We start from the raw sequence: 16,078 nt of genomic DNA on the forward strand, positions 1-16,078 counted from the left end.
CGGAATTAAAGCTCGGTGGATCCGTTACTTTGTCTTCTTTGAAAGGTACCAGTCATTATTATATTGTTTCCGTCATATATATGGTAAAAGAAAAGATGGACAAGGGGGCTTATATGATGGTATTCGGAATTCCCTGGTGGGTATTGATGCTGGTAGTATTAATTTTCCTAAGTGGTTATATGGCATTTCGGGCCATGCGTGCGGAGCATATATTAGAACAGCAGTTTATTGAACGCGAAGGTGAAGTTTATATTAATCGGATGGAAGATGAAAGAAAAAGACGTGGGCAAAGACGTATGGAGGAATAATTCATTATGAATGCAGCGGATTAATAGAATCAAAAAAACGAAGGCTTATACGTCATATAGTATAGGCCTTCGTTTGTGTTTATTTATTACCCTTGGGCTTGTTCATTCTTTAGCATATCTTTATATTGATCGATTTTTATATCAATTTTTGTATCTGACAATAGGTCGTTCATTTTCTGCATTGCTTTTTCAGGTTCAATTTTCTTGCTTGCTAAGTCTCGGCGAATTTTTTTCTTGTTTTCTTCAAACGTACCGATATCTTCTTCGCTTTCCTTTTTATCAAGCAACTCAATTATATGAAAACCATATTGAGTTTGAACCGGGTCACTAATATCGCCAACGTCCATACCGTAAGCAGCATTTTCAAATTCAGGAAGCATGTCTCCGGCACTGAATGGAGGTAATTTTCCACCTTCTTGTGCAGATCCGTCTGTGGAATACTCTTTAGCCAATTCTGCGAAATCTTCTCCATTTTCGAGTTTTTCTTTCACTTCATTTGCTGTTTCCTCATCTGCAACGAGTATATGTCTTGCTTCCAATTCCGTTTTCATACGATCATATTGATTTTTCATTTCTTCTTCGGAAACTTCAATATCTTCCGTTAAAGCAGCTTCCTGTAGTAAGCCTTCTTTTATATCTTCACGTAAATCTTCTTCTGTTATGTTCTGGCTTTCCAACGTGCTTTCATAATCATCACCAAACTGTTCTTTGAGGTTTTCAATTTCCTCATCAATTTGTTCTTCATCAATATCATACTTGTCATCTAAGACAACCATTGTGATCATTTCCCGTAATACTTCTTCCCCGTTCCTATCGACTAATTCAGTGTATAGCTCGTCCTTTGTAATATTTCCGGCACCTGTTTCTACTACTACTTCTGAATCGCCATCCCCTGAACATGCTGAGAGAGCAAGAATCCCAACAGCAGTTACCGTTGCAGCTAAAGTCTTTTTCATTTATGACACTCCTCTTTCTTATTCAATACTGTTTAATATAACACATTTTTATACTAAAAATATATATTTAACATAAATTTGGTTTATAAAATATTGGGTATTCGAAAAAAAGTGTGTAATGAAAAAAACGTACCAATACCGCTCGAGAAATATACTCGTTTTACGTCAGAATCTCGCACATTCCATTTGGTAGGCTCGTGTCCCCACTTCGAATTCTTCACTTGATAGCCCGTATACCGTTAACATTAAACACTATTAACATCACGTGAATTGTAAAAATGATAGGCACAAACAATTATTTACTAGGTCTTTAGATACTGGGATTTTATAGATGATCAACAAATATAAGTATATAAACGAAATTTAGCGATAAAATAAGGATGTGGCATCATAATGAAATAGATAATGAAAAACGTTGCAATAAACGAAAATTTGAAGTTTGAACTATAGTTCTTTTAGGGTATATGATTATATGGTGTGAATGTTAATAGCTCATGAATGTTAATGGTCATTTAAATAGTATGTAGTGGCAGGCGCTGTACTACCTCTCTCCCCTCCAAGGTTTAATCTACAACTTCACACACATACTTATTTACTTGTTTTTAACAACTTAATCCACAACTTAATAATTAGAAGAGGTGAATTGAATGCCACTGATAGAGGTAAATAACTTATCAAAAATTTTTGGTAGGCATCCAAAGCAAGCGATTAAATATTTGGATGAAGGCTTATCAAAGGATGAGATTTTAAGCAAAACGGGAAATACCGTTGGGGTCAATCGTACTTCATTCTCTGTCCATGCCGGAGAAACATTTGTCATTATGGGGCTTTCTGGAAGTGGGAAGTCTACCTTGGTTCGCTTGATCAATCGGCTAATAGAGCCAACGGAAGGTAGCATATTGATTGAAGGCGAAGATTTATCCAAAATGGACAAACAAGAATTGCGCAAAGTGCGTCGTGAAAAGTTAAGTATGGTTTTTCAGCGCTTTGCCTTATTTCCGCATCGCACGATTGTGGAAAATGCAGAGTTCGGTTTGGAAATCCAAAAATTGCCGAAAGAAGAACGTCGTAAAAAAGCTGAAAATGCACTTGAATTGGTTGGGCTAGGTGGTTATTTTGAACAATACCCGAATCAGTTGTCCGGTGGGATGCAACAACGGGTCGGATTAGCTCGGGCTCTAGCCAACGATCCGGAAGTGTTGTTAATGGATGAGGCATTTTCGGCACTAGATCCACTAATTCGAAAAGACATGCAGGATGAATTAATTGATTTGCAGGCAAGCATGAAAAAGACGATTTTATTTATTACGCATGACTTAGATGAAGCGTTACGTCTAGGAGATCGAATCGCGTTAATGAAGGACGGTGCAATCGTCCAGATTGGTACACCAGAGGAAATTTTAGTTAATCCGGCAAATGATTATGTAGAAAAATTCGTTGAAGATGTCGATCGATCTAAGATTTTAACAGCACAGCATATTATGAAACGACCGGAAACGGTGAACATAGATAACCATGGACCGCGTGTTGCAATGGAAAGAATGCGTGAAGAAGGTTTATCAGGTGTCTATGTTGTGGATAGCAAACGTATGTTACAAGGTTATGTAACTGCCGATGATGCTGCAAATGCTATTAAACAAGAAGAAAGAAGTCTAAAAGGTATCCTGCAAAATAATATACCAAAAGTTGATAAAGAAACACCGATGAATGAAATCTTTGATATCATTTACGATTCGCCAATGCCTATTGCTGTAGTAGAAAATGAAAAATTGGTAGGAATTATCGTTCGTGGAGCTGTAATAGCCGCTCTGTCAAAAGATGGCGAGGTGAATTTAGAAAATGCTTAATAAAATAATGGACTTTATACCTAAAATACCAATAGCCGAAGGTACAAAATGGCTGACAGATCAAATAACAAGTGGTTTCGCCTTTTTATTCGAACCGATTAAAGAATACTTCGGTAAACTGATGGAGTTTACTTCGGATACCTTGCTAATAGTTCCACCAGTTGTTATTATAGTCATTGTTGCGTTAATAGCCTTTTTCCTATCGGGGAAAAAGTTTGGACTTGCTGCTTTTACAATTGTAGGCTTATGGCTTATTTATAATCAGGGCTTATGGGAACATTTAATTAGTACCTTTACATTAGTTTTAATAGCAAGTATACTCTCTGTTGTTATTGGTGTTCCTGTTGGAATATTAATGTCTAAGAGTAAAGTTGCAGAGGCAATTATTACACCTATTCTTGACTTTATGCAGACGATGCCTGCATTTGTGTATTTAATACCAGCAGTTGCATTCTTTGGTATCGGTATGGTACCAGGTGTGTTTGCATCACTTATATTTGCAACACCACCAACCGTAAGATTTACAAATTTAGGGATCCGACAAGTCTCCAAAGAACTGGTGGAAGCTTCTGAGGCATTTGGAAGTACGGGAAGCCAGAAACTTTTTAAAGTAGAATTACCAATGGCGAAGGAAACGATTATGGCCGGTATTAACCAAACAGTGATGCTTGCCTTATCCATGGTCGTAATTGCATCAATGATTGGTGCACCTGGCTTGGGAAGAGAAGTGCTATCGGCACTGCAAAGAGCTCAAGTAGGTGGAGGATTTGTCGCCGGTATCGGAATTGTTATTTTGGCAATTATTATTGACCGGTTTACGCAAAGCGTGAACACGAAAAAGAGTTAAAGATTAATTTGTTTTTTGATAGCATCTTTCTTAAGAGGAAAGTTTGCATATATATTTTTAATATAAGGGGGACATTTTACATGTCTAAAACATTAAATTGGAAACGTCTGGTTCTACTCGTTGGATTCGGACTTCTATTAACAGTATTTGCTGCATGTGGATCGAATAACGATTCAAACTCCGGTGATACAGGTTCGGATGAAAATGCAGAAGAATCAGGTGATAACGCTAATTCTGAAGAAGGGTCTAATGTTGGTGAAGAACTTGATTATAAAATAACAGGAATCGAAGCTGGAGCTGGCGTATTTAAAGCTACTGAAAAAGCGGTAGAAGAATATGGCCTTGATGGCTGGGAAGTTCAAGCGTCATCAAGTGGTGCTATGGCAACAGCACTAGGAGAAGCAATTGAGAAAGAAGAGCCGATTATTGTAACTGGTTGGACACCACACTGGAAGTTTTCAAAATATGACTTGAAATATTTAGAAGATCCAAAAGGTGTATATGGCGAAGCGGAGACAATAAACACAATAGTTCGCCAAGGACTTGAAGATGACATGCCAAATGCATATAAGTTGTTGGATCAATTCGAGTGGACAACAGATGATATGGAATCGATTATGCTTGAAATTCAAAATGGTGCAGATCCATCAGAAGCTGCAGCTACTTGGGTAGAAGAGAATGCAGATAAAGTAGATGAATGGAAAGACGGAGTAGAAGAAGTTGATGGTGAAGAGATTGAACTAGTTTATGTTGAGTGGGATTCTGAAATTGCATCAACAAACGTAGTTGGAAAAGTACTTGAAGATTTAGGGTATAGTGCAACAATTACTCCACTTGACAATGCTGTTATGTGGCAAGCGGTAGCAAACAGCGAAGTAGATGGAATGGTTGCAGCATGGTTACCGGCAACACATGAAGATTTATACGCAGAGTATAAAGAAGATATAGTTGATCTAGGACCTAATTTAGAAGGCGCTAAAATTGGTGCAGTTGTACCAAGTTATATGGATATCGAATCATTAGAAGAATTGGAAGCAAAATAAATTATGCAAAAAATAAAATGAGGCCATTTTAGATCTAAATGGCCTTATTTTATTTATATTCAACACGAAGGGGTTAATTCAATTGAAAAAAGCGTTTAAGGTTACATACTCCAAAACAGTTTGTTTTGTTGCATTAATTGCTTTATTGTTAGTTGTTTCGGCATGTGGTGATTCTTCATCAAACTCGGAAAATGGGAATGAAAATGCGGGGACAAATAATGAAGAAGTGAATGATGAGGCAAATAGTGATGAAGTAGACTACAGTGAAGCAGTTAATTATTCCATTACAGGCATTGAGCCTGGTGCAGGTATTATGCTTGCAACGGAAGATGCAATGGAGGATTACGATAATCTGAACGGCTGGGAGCTTGAGGCCTCCTCTAGTGGAGCGATGGCAACTGCTTTAGATTCAGCTATTAACAATGAAGAGCCCATTGTTGTTACCGGGTGGTCACCTCATTGGAAATTTGCTAAATATGATTTACATTACTTAGAAGATACAAAGAATTCTTATGGCGATCCTCAAAACATTGAAACAATCGTTCGTAAAGGTCTTAAAGAAGATATGCCTAATGCTTACAAAGTACTTGATCAATTTTTCTGGACATCAGAAGACTTAGATAACGTTATGCTGGAAATTTCTGACGGGGGAGACCCTGCTGAAGTTGCAGCTGACTGGGTAGCAGAGAATGAAGATAAAGTTGCGGAATGGATAGACGGTGCTGAAGAAGTTGACGGAAAAGAAATTGAGTTAAGTTATGTAGAGTGGGATACGGAAATTGGTTCTACTAATGTGATGAAAAAGGTATTGGAAGACCTAGGATTTGACGTAACAATCACGCCTTTGGATATGGCTGTTATGTGGCAATCCGTAGCTGATGGTGAAACAGATGGAATGATCGCAGCGTGGCTTCCAGTTTCTCAAGGGGAATTGTTTGAAGAACATCAAGACAATATAGAAAACCTGGGTGCTAATCTTGAAGGCGTGAAGATCGGTCTAGTAGTTCCTGATTACATGGATATTGACTCCATCGATGACTTAAAGCCAAAAGAATAATAGCTATAGATTGTAGTAGCTGAATGTTTAACTTAACGTGTATATAGAAAAGCTAAGAGTTGCTTTTTGATAAACGAAAGTTCAGTTTAACAAAAAGATATCTTTACTGACTGTTGGCCGAATAATTGCTAACGGATAAACAAATACACATCTCCTTTAAAAAGTATATTGATTTTAAAAAGTAGGAGGGCTAAAATTATGTTAAAAAGATCTAGTTTTTTAAAATTATTCACCTTAACGTTTGTGGCAGTAATGCTAATCTTTGCTGCAGGGTGCGGTAGTAACGAAGAGGAAAACAGCGGTACAGATACTGAAAATGAAACAGACACCTCAGAAGAAGCGAGTGATGAATCAAATGGAGCCTCTGATATCGGAGAAGCGATTGATCACACGATTATCGGAATTGAGCCAGGAGCGGGCATATCCGTTACGACAGAAAAAGCGCTTGAAGAATATGATAACCTAAGTGGATGGAATGTGGAGCTTTCTTCCACAGCCGCTATGGCTACAGAATTGGACAAAGCAATGAAAGATGAAGAACCAATCATTATTACTGGTTGGAACCCACATTGGACATTTGCAAAATATCCTGACATGAAGTATTTGGAAGATCCAAAAGAAATATACGGCGGTACAGAGCAAATTGTCAGTCTAGCACGCAAAGGATTTGAAGAAGAGAAACCAAATGCCTTCAAAATGGTTGACCAATTCAATTGGGAAGTAGAGGATATGGAATCAATCATGTATGAAGCAAAAGAAACCGGCGATGATATTGATGAAGTTGCCAAGCGTTGGGTAGAAGATAATCGTGACAAAGTAGAAGAATGGATGGAAGGTGTAGAAGATTCTGATGGAGTTGAGGTAGAACTTGTGTCAACACCATGGGATTCCGAGCGTGCTTCATCTGGAGTATTGAAAGCAGCGATGGAAGAAAAAGGATTTAAAGTGACAGTAACACCGGTTGATGTTGCAGTTGTATTTGAATCTGTCGCAAATGCAGATGCTGACGCTACATTGGCAGCATGGTTGCCAATCACCCATAAAGACTTTTATGAACAACATAAAGAAAATATTGTTGACATGGGTGAAAATCTGGACGGTGCTAAAATTGGGCTAGTCGTTCCGGAATATATGGACATTGAATCCATTGAGGATCTAGAGCCAGCCAACTAAAAAAATATGGCAATGTATAAAACCAGCTGAACTATCAATTGATAGCTCAGCTGGTTTTACATTTTCAAAAAAAATTCATTGATCATTTTGTTCTTTTGTGTTAATTTTTTGCTCTAAATCTTTAATGCTGGATTCTATTTGTTCTAAGTATTCACGGATATTTTCCTGATTTGGTTCGATTGCTACTTTCCATTCTTCGATTGAAGATTTCATCTCTTGTGTAAGTTCATTAATTAAAGCCGCACCTTCTTTGGAAGTTTTGGCTATTTGGTCTTTTAATCGTAGCACATCCTGAAATAAGTTATCAAGCATATCTTTCCATTCTTGACTTTGTTCTTTCACGCGACCGCGCAGGTCTTTCCCTGAGGAAGGAGTACTTAATAATGTCGCTGCAGCACTTACCGTTCCACCAATAATAAATCCTAGTAATAATGATTGACTTCTAGACATTGTTTTTTATCTCCTTTACAAGCTACTTAATATATTTTACCCACTAAAAGCAGTGGTTGAACCCTTCTTTTTGTAAAAATCCCTTGACACTTTTTGCCAAGGGATTTTAGTTTACATGATTCACTATTAAGAAATTGAAAATGATTGCGAGCGTTTCATTACACCTTGTGCTATTGGATAAATGATAGCCATCAGAATGATATTTGCAACAGCAGCAGGTAAAACAACGACTACAAACATAGAAGCAAACGCGCCGTCAAGCAACCCTACGATAAAAAGTGCGACAGATAAAAATATTGCTCCGCTGATGAGTGTTCCAATTGCGGCTAAAATTGGAGAACTGATGTTTTTGTTCATTTTGTTACCTACCAATAACACTAGTGCAAAAAAGATAAGTCCCGTAATCGGTTTATCAATGATGTTGGAAATTTGTCCACCCGGTACACCCGTCGTAAGTGCAGCGACGATCCCTGAAGCAATAGAAACAAGGATAACGTATTGAAATTTAGGAAATAATATAATTCCTAAAAACATCATACATAGTACCATATCCGGCTTCATTCCAAACAGTAAAGGTGGAGTAATAATGTGCAAAATTGCACCCATCCCTACTAGCAATGATAAAATAATTAACACTCGAATATTCATTTGTCTAACCTCTCCTCATCTAATCTTTACTTTATCTCAACTGTACGCTCATCGTCAGTTGCAGATATTTATAGGATAATTATAACATAAATTGGCCGATATAAAAGGATTAATTTTCAATTGATTCGTTAATTTCAGTGGCCATTTGTTGTAGAGCATCTGAAGAATAATCGTTTTCATGTGTGACCCAAACGGCTGAAAAGCCCTCATCCGCTTTATATTTGGGTAACAAATGCAAGTGAAGATGATATACAGACTGTCCTGCTGGCGCTTCATTATTATTTAGGACATTCATACCAATCGGATTATATGCTTTTTTTAGAGCGTTGGCAATCAGTGGAACTTTGGCGAATAGCTCTTTAGCAACTTCCGGCGGTGTTTCATAAATATCTTTTGTATGTGTTTTCGGAATGATAAGCGTATGGCCTTTAGAAACTTGGCTTAGATCCAGAAAAGCATATACATGCTCATCTTCATACACTTTGGCGGAAGGGATCTGTCCATCAATTATTTTACAAAAAATACAATCTTCATGTGTCATTTGTGTCATCTCCTTCATCTATTTGCATTAATTTGATAAGTGCAGCGTGATTATTTTTATAAAGAATTATATTATACAGTTAGTTTATCATAGTTATAAGTGATAACAAAAATAATTGGGAGGCACACTTTCTTATGCTGTCTCTTCGATGAGGCGCGGAGGGGTAACTTCAAGCGTGAGGCGGAGAGGCAATCCTGTTGAAGTGCATTCTAATGATTAATTAGCATAATAAGAAACAGGCATAGCCGGGATAACCCGGCTAGCCTGCTTTAAGAGGAATGAGGATTGATATTGATACTAATTTTGGGGACTTTTCATTTTGCTAAACGGGTTTAATCATTTAACGAAACGATAAACTGTTTTGCTTTCTGCTCAATGGCATTGAGCCTGGTGAAAGCAAAAGAGTTTTATATCATTAGCATGCCCATCACTAACACCTCATTTTTTGTTAGAAACAAAAATTTCTGCAGTGATCTATCCTCATTTCCTCACTAGTATTGTGAGCAGTAACTTTTGTTTTATACATAAATGATTAAAATAAATGTAGAAAATTAAAGAAGAGTTTATTTTGGCAACGTCATCCAATAATGATAAAATCAAATACAGGCAAGGAAGTAGGAGGAACCGAAGTGAAACCATTATTACATATTAATCAATTGGTCGGCGGGTATTCAAATAAAAATGTTCTCCATGAAATTTCTTTCAATGTGTATCCTAGAGAAATAGTAGGTTTAATTGGTTTAAATGGTGCTGGTAAAAGTACGACGATTAAACATGTCATCGGTTTGCTGCAACCAAAAAGCGGGATGGTTTCGATTAATGACGAAACATTTAGAGCCAACCGTACAGCTTATCGCAAACAGCTTGCTTATATTCCGGAAATGCCGATTCTTTATGATGAATTGACGTTGTACGAGCATTTACATTTAACGGCAATGGCTTATGGCATTTCCGAGGAAGATTTCAAACTGAGATTACCACCGCTTTTACAAGCCTTCCGAATGGAAAAACAATTGCATTGGTTTCCTGTTCATTTTTCGAAAGGTATGCGGCAAAAAGTAATGATCATGTGTGCATTTTTAATTGAACCACCTTTATATATTGTTGATGAACCATTTGTAGGGCTTGATCCATTGGGAATTCAGTCCTACTTGCAATTAATGGAAGAAATGAAAGCCAATGGTGCGGGAGTTCTAATGTCCACCCATATTTTGGCGACCGCGGAAAGATATTGTGATCGGTTTATTATCATCCATGAAGGGCGTATACGTGCAGACGGTACGTTGGATGAATTACGTCAGCATTTTCAAATGCCGCATTCGACATTGGATGATTTATACGTGGAGCTGACGAAGGATGCCAGCCATGTTTGATGCCCATAATTTTTTTAAACAACGTCTATCTGCGCATGTGAAAGAAACAAGTCGTTATTTACGTTATATGTTTAATGGGCATATCGCTGTCGCCATGATATTTCTGATTTCCGCCTTGGCCGTTTATTACCAGCAATGGTTAATGCAGCTTCCCGATAATTTCCCAACTGCTATTGTCATTGGAATAATATTCGGGTTGATTGTCAGCTATAACCCGGTACGAACATTGTTGAAAGAACCAGATCTCGTTTTCATCATTGTTGCAGAACAAAGGATGGGAGCTTATTTCCGTAATGCACTCTTATACGGCTTTATTGTACAGTTGTATTTATTATTGTTGGTCGCAGCCGCTTTAGGTCCTTTGTATTTTCATACATTTTCGAGTCGGTCAGGTAGTGTATATTTATGGACTCTTTTATTATTGCTTCTATTTAAAATAGGCAATTTGTTTATGAATTGGAACATGCTGAAAGTTCGTGATGCAAATAGCCGCCGAATCGATATAGTTGTTCGCGTTCTAGTGAATAGTGTGTTGTTTTATTTCATTTTAAAGGCTGATTTAGTCTTTGCCGGCATTACATCAGTCATTTTTGTTTTGCTGTTTTTGTATACCGCTACAATTGCGAGAAAGCAAGCAGGTGTTGATTGGAATCTACTGGTGGAGAAAGATCAAATTCGAATGCAATTTTTTTATCGTTTAGCAAGTATGTTTGCCGAAGTGCCTCATTTAAAAATCAGAATCAAGAAAAGGCGTTGGCTGGCCGGACTGCTTGGAAGAAATGTCAAGTTTTCAAGGCAAAATACGTATGACTATTTGTACAGACTGACATTTATACGTAGTGGGGATTATTTGGGGATGTATCTCCGGCTAATCATTATTGGGGGGGTGCTCATCTATATTGTTCCAATGGATTGGCTCAAACTTGTTTTCGCGATATTGTTTATTTACTTAAGCAGTTTTCAGCTTACGACGTTGTACACTCATCACCGTACCGTTATCTGGATCGATTTATATCCGGTAGAAGAAAAAGATCGGCTCCGCGCGTTTATCAAATGGGTCAGTCAATTAACAATCATACAAACAAGTTTATTTGCACTCCTGTTTTTATTTATGATGAACTATACAGGTGCTGTAATCCTGTTTATTGCTGGACTCATTTTCAATTATTTGTTTCATTATATATATATGAAACAAAAATTAGCGTAAAAGCCCCTTCATAAATGGCTTGCTGGCTGTTATGAAGGGGCTTACGTCTGTTTTTATTCATTTGTTCGATTCTTGATATGCTAGATAAACATTGATTAGTGTTTTTGCTGCAATCGGTAACGCGCGTTCGTCTATATCAAACTTCGGGTGATGATGGGGATAGCAATGATCTTCTTTCTTGGCGCCGGTAAAGAAGAATGCACCTGGTTTTTCCATCATATAGTAGGCGAAATCTTCACCGCCCATTTGTGGAGCAACTTCACCTGAAGTATGGATTTCCGGAATTGACTTTGCCGCCTCAATTGCGAGAGTTGTTTCTTTTTCGTGATTGACGAGTGGCGGATACCCTTTTACATAGTTAAAGTCACATTCGATGTCATAACGTGCGCAAATTCCTTCAATCGTTTTTTCCATCTCATAGATGATCAAATCTTGGACTTCCTTCTCTAGGTAGCGGACCGTTCCGTTGATTTTTGCTGAATCAGCAATGATGTTGAACGTAGTACCTGCTTCAAAAACACCAACCGTTAGAACCCCTGTTTTAAGTGGATCCAGCCGCCTGCTAACAATTTCTTGCAGTTGGCCGACTAGTTGACTGCCAATAACGATGGCGTCTTTTGTTTCATGTGGGTATGCGCCGTGCCCGCCCTTTCCTTTTACCGTAATTTCAAATCGATCAGCACCGGCCATAAATGTACTTTTGTTTGTCTGTAATTCGCCAAGAGGAGTTGTCGACCAAAGATGCGTGCCGAAAACGGCATCCACATGGTCGAGTGCACCTGATTCAATCATAGGTTTAGCTCCACCGGGAGCAAGTTCTTCCGCATGCTGATGAAGGAAGACAACAGTTCCAGGCAAGTTTTCTTTAAATTGTTTTAATGTTTTGGCAAGAATTAATAGTGTAGCTGTATGACCGTCATGTCCACATGCGTGCATGACACCGTCTACCTTTGATTTGTATGGAACGTCTTTTTCATCTTGAATGGGAAGTGCATCAAAATCTGCCCGCAGTGCAACCGTCTTCCCTGGTTTACCACCTTTCAACGTTGCGACGATCCCATTACCCCCAACATTTTTTTCATATGGGATACCTAAATCTTCATAAAAATCGGCAATATATTCTGCTGTCTTATATTCTTTGAATGATAATTCCGGATGTTGATGTAAGTAGCGACGAATCTCGATCATATCGGGATAAAACTGATCAATTGTTTGATGAATGTCTTTTATCAACTATAGAACCTCCTTAACAATTTCCAATCTTAGTATAACATTATTTTTGAATCGCGTGGCTTATAATTAAATAAAAACACGCGCTAAAAAACCATGTGAAATAAAAAAAGACGACATGAATTGTCGCCTTTTTAAAAAGGGGATTATTATGGTGTCGGAATTAGTACGACACTATAGAATGTGAACCATTAAATTATCCATTTATTCTCGGATCGACAAGTAACCGCTCGACTTCTTCTTTATGATTTGTTTCATCAGCAATCATGTCTTCTAATTTAACGACTAACTCTGTCAATCCTAGTTTTTCTGCCTGTTCTTTTCGTTTCTCATATCGGTTAATCGTATCTGCTTCCGCTTTCCGTACCTCTTCCAAAATATCCTTTACATCAGTAGGTTGTGGTACTTCAGCTGATTTGGTCGTTGGATTTCCACCAAGTGACTTAATTTTTTCCGATAGATAGAGCGCGTGCCCTAGTTCATCCTCAATTTCATCTTCAAAAAATGGTTTTAATGCAGAACGATATAAACCAGATACAACAGAAGCACTATATGAATATTGGATTGCCGCCCCATACTCATGTGCTAAATCCGTATTCAAACCTTCAAGTAATTGTTCCATATCTTTATTCACTAAATCACAACCTTTCTATTTCTTATTCAATATATCCATTCCCTATAGTGGTATTTTCAAACATATTTTCTATGAAATCCATATCGATTGATTAATGTGTCATGTTATGATTGATTTAATATAATAACGAAAAAACCTTTTAATATATTCAACAACCGGTAAACATTTAAGTAATCATGCAGTAAGGAAGAGGAGTGCTTCTATGCATAACAGACAATTATTTTATCGCTATCCTATAATCACTCTCGCTATCTTGTTAATGATGTATTGGATAATTAAAATTAATCAAGGTGAAATTCCACATGTTGATCAGTGGGTTCAAACGTTCATTGATAAAACAATCAGTAAAGAAATTTATTTTATTGCTAGATGGATTACAGAGTTAGGTTCGGGGTCGTTCCTTGTTCCTTTTACAATAATTACTGCACTCATCTTATGGTGGACGCAAAAGCATTGGCTTTCTAGTATATTTTTTGCAGGTGGGACTTTGAGCAGCCATCTATTGAATAAATGGATTAAACATGTAGTTGAAAGAGAACGACCAAGTATATTTATTGGAGCAAATGCGGAAGGATATAGCTTTCCGTCCGGACATGCGATGACACCCATGGTATGTTATGGTTTGCTTATGTACTTTTTGATAAGTAAATTTCCTCGTGCAAAAATACGTATTCAACTATTTTTTGGAACGGTTATCATTTTAATCGGGATGAGCAGAGTAATGATTAACGTTCACTATTTAACGGATGTGGTGGCAGGCTTTTTAATCGGTTTTATATTGCTTCTTGGTTTAATTTATGGATATAAGGCCGTAGAGCAGCAGTTAAGTATGCGAAAGAATTAATATGCAAATGAAGTTGCGATTTTTGTTTTTTTATGTAATTGCTTGTATACTATCTGTAGTTTAATATGAAGGGGAACAGAATATGGAGAAAGCGAAGCCAAATGAAACTATACTTTTGCTTATTTGGGCGCAGGCATTAATTGCTCTATTAGGAAGCTTATTTTATTCTGAAGTAATGGGTTATACCCCATGTGAATTATGCTGGCTGCAAAGAATATTCATGTATCCTTTGGTCGTTATCTATGGAGTTGCAGCTGTGAAAAAAGAGTTGTCGATTGCGCTTCCAGGCCTTATATTAAGTGGCATTGGCATGCTAGTATCTATTTATCATTATTCCATACAAAAACTTTCTGCATTAGAATCGGCTGGAGGATTTTGTGGAGATGTTCCATGCAATTTACAATACGTTAATTATTTTGGGTTTATTACGATACCACTTTTAGCGGGAACAGCATTTATCATTATTTTTACATTGCACGTTATTTTATGGCGTCAGGCTAAGGGGGATAAATAGATGAAAAAGAAGATGTTAATTTTAATTGGTGTGCTTGCTGTATTATTTATTGCATTGTACTTTGTCAATGATTACAAAAACAAAAAAGCGCTGCAAGGAAATGAAAATCCATACGGCAAGGATAATTTGCGTCAAGAAACGATTGATCAACTGGACGATCCGTTATATCAAAATCAAATCATCCCAGAAGAGCTAGATGAAAAGCTTGAGAACGGGGAAGATGTTACCGTTTATTTTTACAGTCCGACATGTGTCTATTGTCAACGGACAACACCTGTTGTAGTTCCATTAACCGAAGATCTCGATATAGATATGAAAAAAATGAATTTACTTGAATTTGATAAGATGGAATATTATGAGATTGAAGGTACTCCTACGATTGTGCATTATGAGGATGGCGAGGAAGTTGCCCGAATTAGTGGCGAACGACCGGAAGAAGATTTCCAGCAATTCTTTGACGAAAATGTACTTAATTAATAAGAAAAGCTAATTGAAGAGCGACTGCTTCAATTAGCTTTTTTGTTCGCCCAGCATGGGCGAACTCTAATGGGTGAAAGTCCCAAGTGCGACCTTGTAGCGGTAAGCACATAGCCAAAAGCAAGGGTGTCCACCGTGAGGCGGAATCTGAAGGAAGCTCGAGGCAAACCTCTGGTCTGACGAACAGAAACCATATAAGAGGCAACACATGAGGGTAAGGCTGCAAAAGAAGCTGAAGTCCAATAGCTACAACGATCATGTGGTGTATATATGGCAGATAGATAGAGGGAAAGAGTTCGCACCTTAACTGGGGAGGTCTCGTTTCTCTATCCCAAAAGTATACAGTGATGTATGCCTGGAAAACGAGAAGTCAGCAGAAGCCGTAGTAGTGAAGAAATCTAGCGAAAGCTAGAAAGAATGAAGGGCTGAATAATTTTATCGTTATAGAAATCTCTATTGGAAGATGGCAAAAGACCACTGGCCAAAGCATGAAAGTGGATACCAGCTTCACGAGAAAGAAAGGATATAACATACATGCATAAACGTGCAATACTAGACAAAATTCTTGATAAAAACAATCTGAATGATGCCTATAAACAAGTAATCAAAAACAAAGGGGCAGCTGGTGTCGACGGAATGACTATAGATGAGCTAGGAGGATACTTAGCGAGAAATAGGGAGAAAATCATCCTAGAAATCCGGGAGCGAAGATACAAACCACAACCAGTCTTAAGAGTTGAAATTGCCAAGCCTGATGGTGCAACGCGTCTCTTGGGAATACCTTCGGTAGTCGACCGAGTCGTACAACAAGCAATATCTCAAGTTCTTACTCCGATATTTGATAGTCAATTCAGCGACAACAGCTACGGTTTTAGACCCAGGCGGTATGCAGAAATGGCTATACTACAAGCATTAGAGTACATGAATGA

The 16,078-nt window shown here is 37.7% G+C and carries 18 protein-coding genes; 12 read left to right on the top strand and 6 right to left on the bottom strand.

Going from position 1 to position 16,078, the window contains the following annotated elements:
* Positions 1-116 precede the first annotated feature (116 nt).
* Entirely contained in the window at positions 117-308 is a 192-nt protein-coding gene (locus ACLIBG_RS12660) for a sporulation YhaL family protein (protein WP_439313133.1), read from the top strand.
* Between the two features lie 86 nt (positions 309-394).
* Here the strand turns inward: ACLIBG_RS12660 and ACLIBG_RS12665 are convergent, their stop codons facing one another.
* The gene (locus ACLIBG_RS12665) at positions 395-1,264 is read right to left on the bottom strand and encodes a peptidylprolyl isomerase (RefSeq protein ID WP_439313134.1); all 870 of its coding nucleotides are present in this window, start codon (positions 1,262-1,264) and stop codon (positions 395-397) included.
* Between the two features lie 647 nt (positions 1,265-1,911).
* Here ACLIBG_RS12665 and ACLIBG_RS12670 point away from each other — a divergent pair.
* The 5 genes from ACLIBG_RS12670 to ACLIBG_RS12690 all read left to right on the top strand — a co-directional run bounded on the left by ACLIBG_RS12670 (position 1,912) and on the right by ACLIBG_RS12690 (position 7,231).
* Entirely contained in the window at positions 1,912-3,111 is a 1,200-nt protein-coding gene (locus ACLIBG_RS12670) for a quaternary amine ABC transporter ATP-binding protein (protein WP_439313135.1), read from the top strand.
* Positions 3,104-3,958, top strand: a complete 855-nt coding sequence (locus ACLIBG_RS12675) for an ABC transporter permease (RefSeq protein WP_439313136.1) — start codon at positions 3,104-3,106, stop codon at positions 3,956-3,958. The genes ACLIBG_RS12670 and ACLIBG_RS12675 overlap by 8 nt, the downstream gene beginning before the upstream one ends.
* Before the next feature lie 80 nt (positions 3,959-4,038).
* Positions 4,039-5,001: a glycine betaine ABC transporter substrate-binding protein gene (locus ACLIBG_RS12680; RefSeq protein ID WP_439313137.1), complete on the top strand. Its 963-nt coding sequence runs from the start codon at positions 4,039-4,041 to the stop codon at positions 4,999-5,001.
* Between the two features lie 82 nt (positions 5,002-5,083).
* Positions 5,084-6,058 carry a glycine betaine ABC transporter substrate-binding protein gene (locus tag ACLIBG_RS12685; protein WP_439313138.1) on the top strand — a complete coding sequence of 325 codons (975 nt, stop codon included), beginning with the start codon at positions 5,084-5,086 and terminating at the stop codon, positions 6,056-6,058.
* A 198-nt stretch (positions 6,059-6,256) separates the two neighbouring features.
* Entirely contained in the window at positions 6,257-7,231 is a 975-nt protein-coding gene (locus ACLIBG_RS12690) for a glycine betaine ABC transporter substrate-binding protein (RefSeq protein WP_439313139.1), read from the top strand.
* Between the two features lie 75 nt (positions 7,232-7,306).
* Here ACLIBG_RS12690 and ACLIBG_RS12695 read toward each other — a convergent pair whose 3' ends face one another.
* The 3 genes from ACLIBG_RS12695 to ACLIBG_RS12705 form a co-directional block, all read right to left on the bottom strand.
* A complete protein-coding gene (locus tag ACLIBG_RS12695) occupies positions 7,307-7,681 on the bottom strand; it encodes a YtxH domain-containing protein (RefSeq protein WP_439313140.1) in 375 nt (124 codons plus the stop codon).
* Between the two features lie 126 nt (positions 7,682-7,807).
* Positions 7,808-8,329: a tryptophan transporter gene (locus ACLIBG_RS12700; RefSeq protein WP_439313141.1), complete on the bottom strand. Its 522-nt coding sequence runs from the start codon at positions 8,327-8,329 to the stop codon at positions 7,808-7,810.
* Between the two features lie 109 nt (positions 8,330-8,438).
* The gene (locus ACLIBG_RS12705; protein ID WP_439313142.1) at positions 8,439-8,870 is read right to left on the bottom strand and encodes an HIT family protein; all 432 of its coding nucleotides are present in this window, start codon (positions 8,868-8,870) and stop codon (positions 8,439-8,441) included.
* Positions 8,871-9,499: 629 nt separating this feature from the next.
* Here ACLIBG_RS12705 and ACLIBG_RS12710 point away from each other — a divergent pair.
* On the top strand, positions 9,500-10,243 hold the full coding sequence (locus tag ACLIBG_RS12710; RefSeq protein WP_439313143.1) for an ABC transporter ATP-binding protein: 744 nt from the start codon (positions 9,500-9,502) through the stop codon (positions 10,241-10,243).
* The gene (locus ACLIBG_RS12715; RefSeq protein ID WP_439313144.1) at positions 10,236-11,450 is read left to right on the top strand and encodes an ABC transporter permease; all 1,215 of its coding nucleotides are present in this window, start codon (positions 10,236-10,238) and stop codon (positions 11,448-11,450) included. Before ACLIBG_RS12710 ends, ACLIBG_RS12715 begins: the two co-directional genes overlap by 8 nt.
* Positions 11,451-11,507: 57 nt before the next feature.
* On the opposite strand, the gene ACLIBG_RS12720 is transcribed toward ACLIBG_RS12715, so the two are convergent.
* Both ACLIBG_RS12720 and ACLIBG_RS12725 read right to left on the bottom strand, forming a co-directional pair.
* A complete protein-coding gene (locus ACLIBG_RS12720) occupies positions 11,508-12,683 on the bottom strand; it encodes a M20 family metallopeptidase (RefSeq protein ID WP_439313145.1) in 1,176 nt (391 codons plus the stop codon).
* Positions 12,684-12,876: 193 nt separating this feature from the next.
* Positions 12,877-13,302, bottom strand: coding sequence for a ferritin-like domain-containing protein (locus ACLIBG_RS12725; protein ID WP_439313149.1), 426 nt, complete (start codon positions 13,300-13,302; stop codon positions 12,877-12,879).
* A gap of 214 nt (positions 13,303-13,516) precedes the next feature.
* On the opposite strand from ACLIBG_RS12725, the gene ACLIBG_RS12730 reads away from it, so the two are divergent.
* The 4 genes from ACLIBG_RS12730 to ACLIBG_RS12745 all read left to right on the top strand — a co-directional run.
* The gene (locus ACLIBG_RS12730; protein WP_439313146.1) at positions 13,517-14,158 is read left to right on the top strand and encodes a phosphatase PAP2 family protein; all 642 of its coding nucleotides are present in this window, start codon (positions 13,517-13,519) and stop codon (positions 14,156-14,158) included.
* 82 nt (positions 14,159-14,240) lie between these two features.
* Positions 14,241-14,672, top strand: a complete 432-nt coding sequence (locus tag ACLIBG_RS12735) for a disulfide oxidoreductase (protein WP_439313147.1) — start codon at positions 14,241-14,243, stop codon at positions 14,670-14,672.
* Positions 14,673-15,149 carry a thioredoxin family protein gene (locus ACLIBG_RS12740; protein WP_439313148.1) on the top strand — a complete coding sequence of 159 codons (477 nt, stop codon included), beginning with the start codon at positions 14,673-14,675 and terminating at the stop codon, positions 15,147-15,149.
* 534 nt (positions 15,150-15,683) lie between these two features.
* Positions 15,684-16,078 (top strand): reverse transcriptase domain-containing protein (locus ACLIBG_RS12745; protein WP_439312505.1); only part of this gene is annotated, 395 nt, incomplete at its 3' end.

Source organism: Virgibacillus sp. W0181, assembly GCF_051846915.1.
In the GTDB taxonomy this organism is placed as follows: Bacteria; Bacillota; Bacilli; order Bacillales; family Amphibacillaceae; genus JBPYCR01.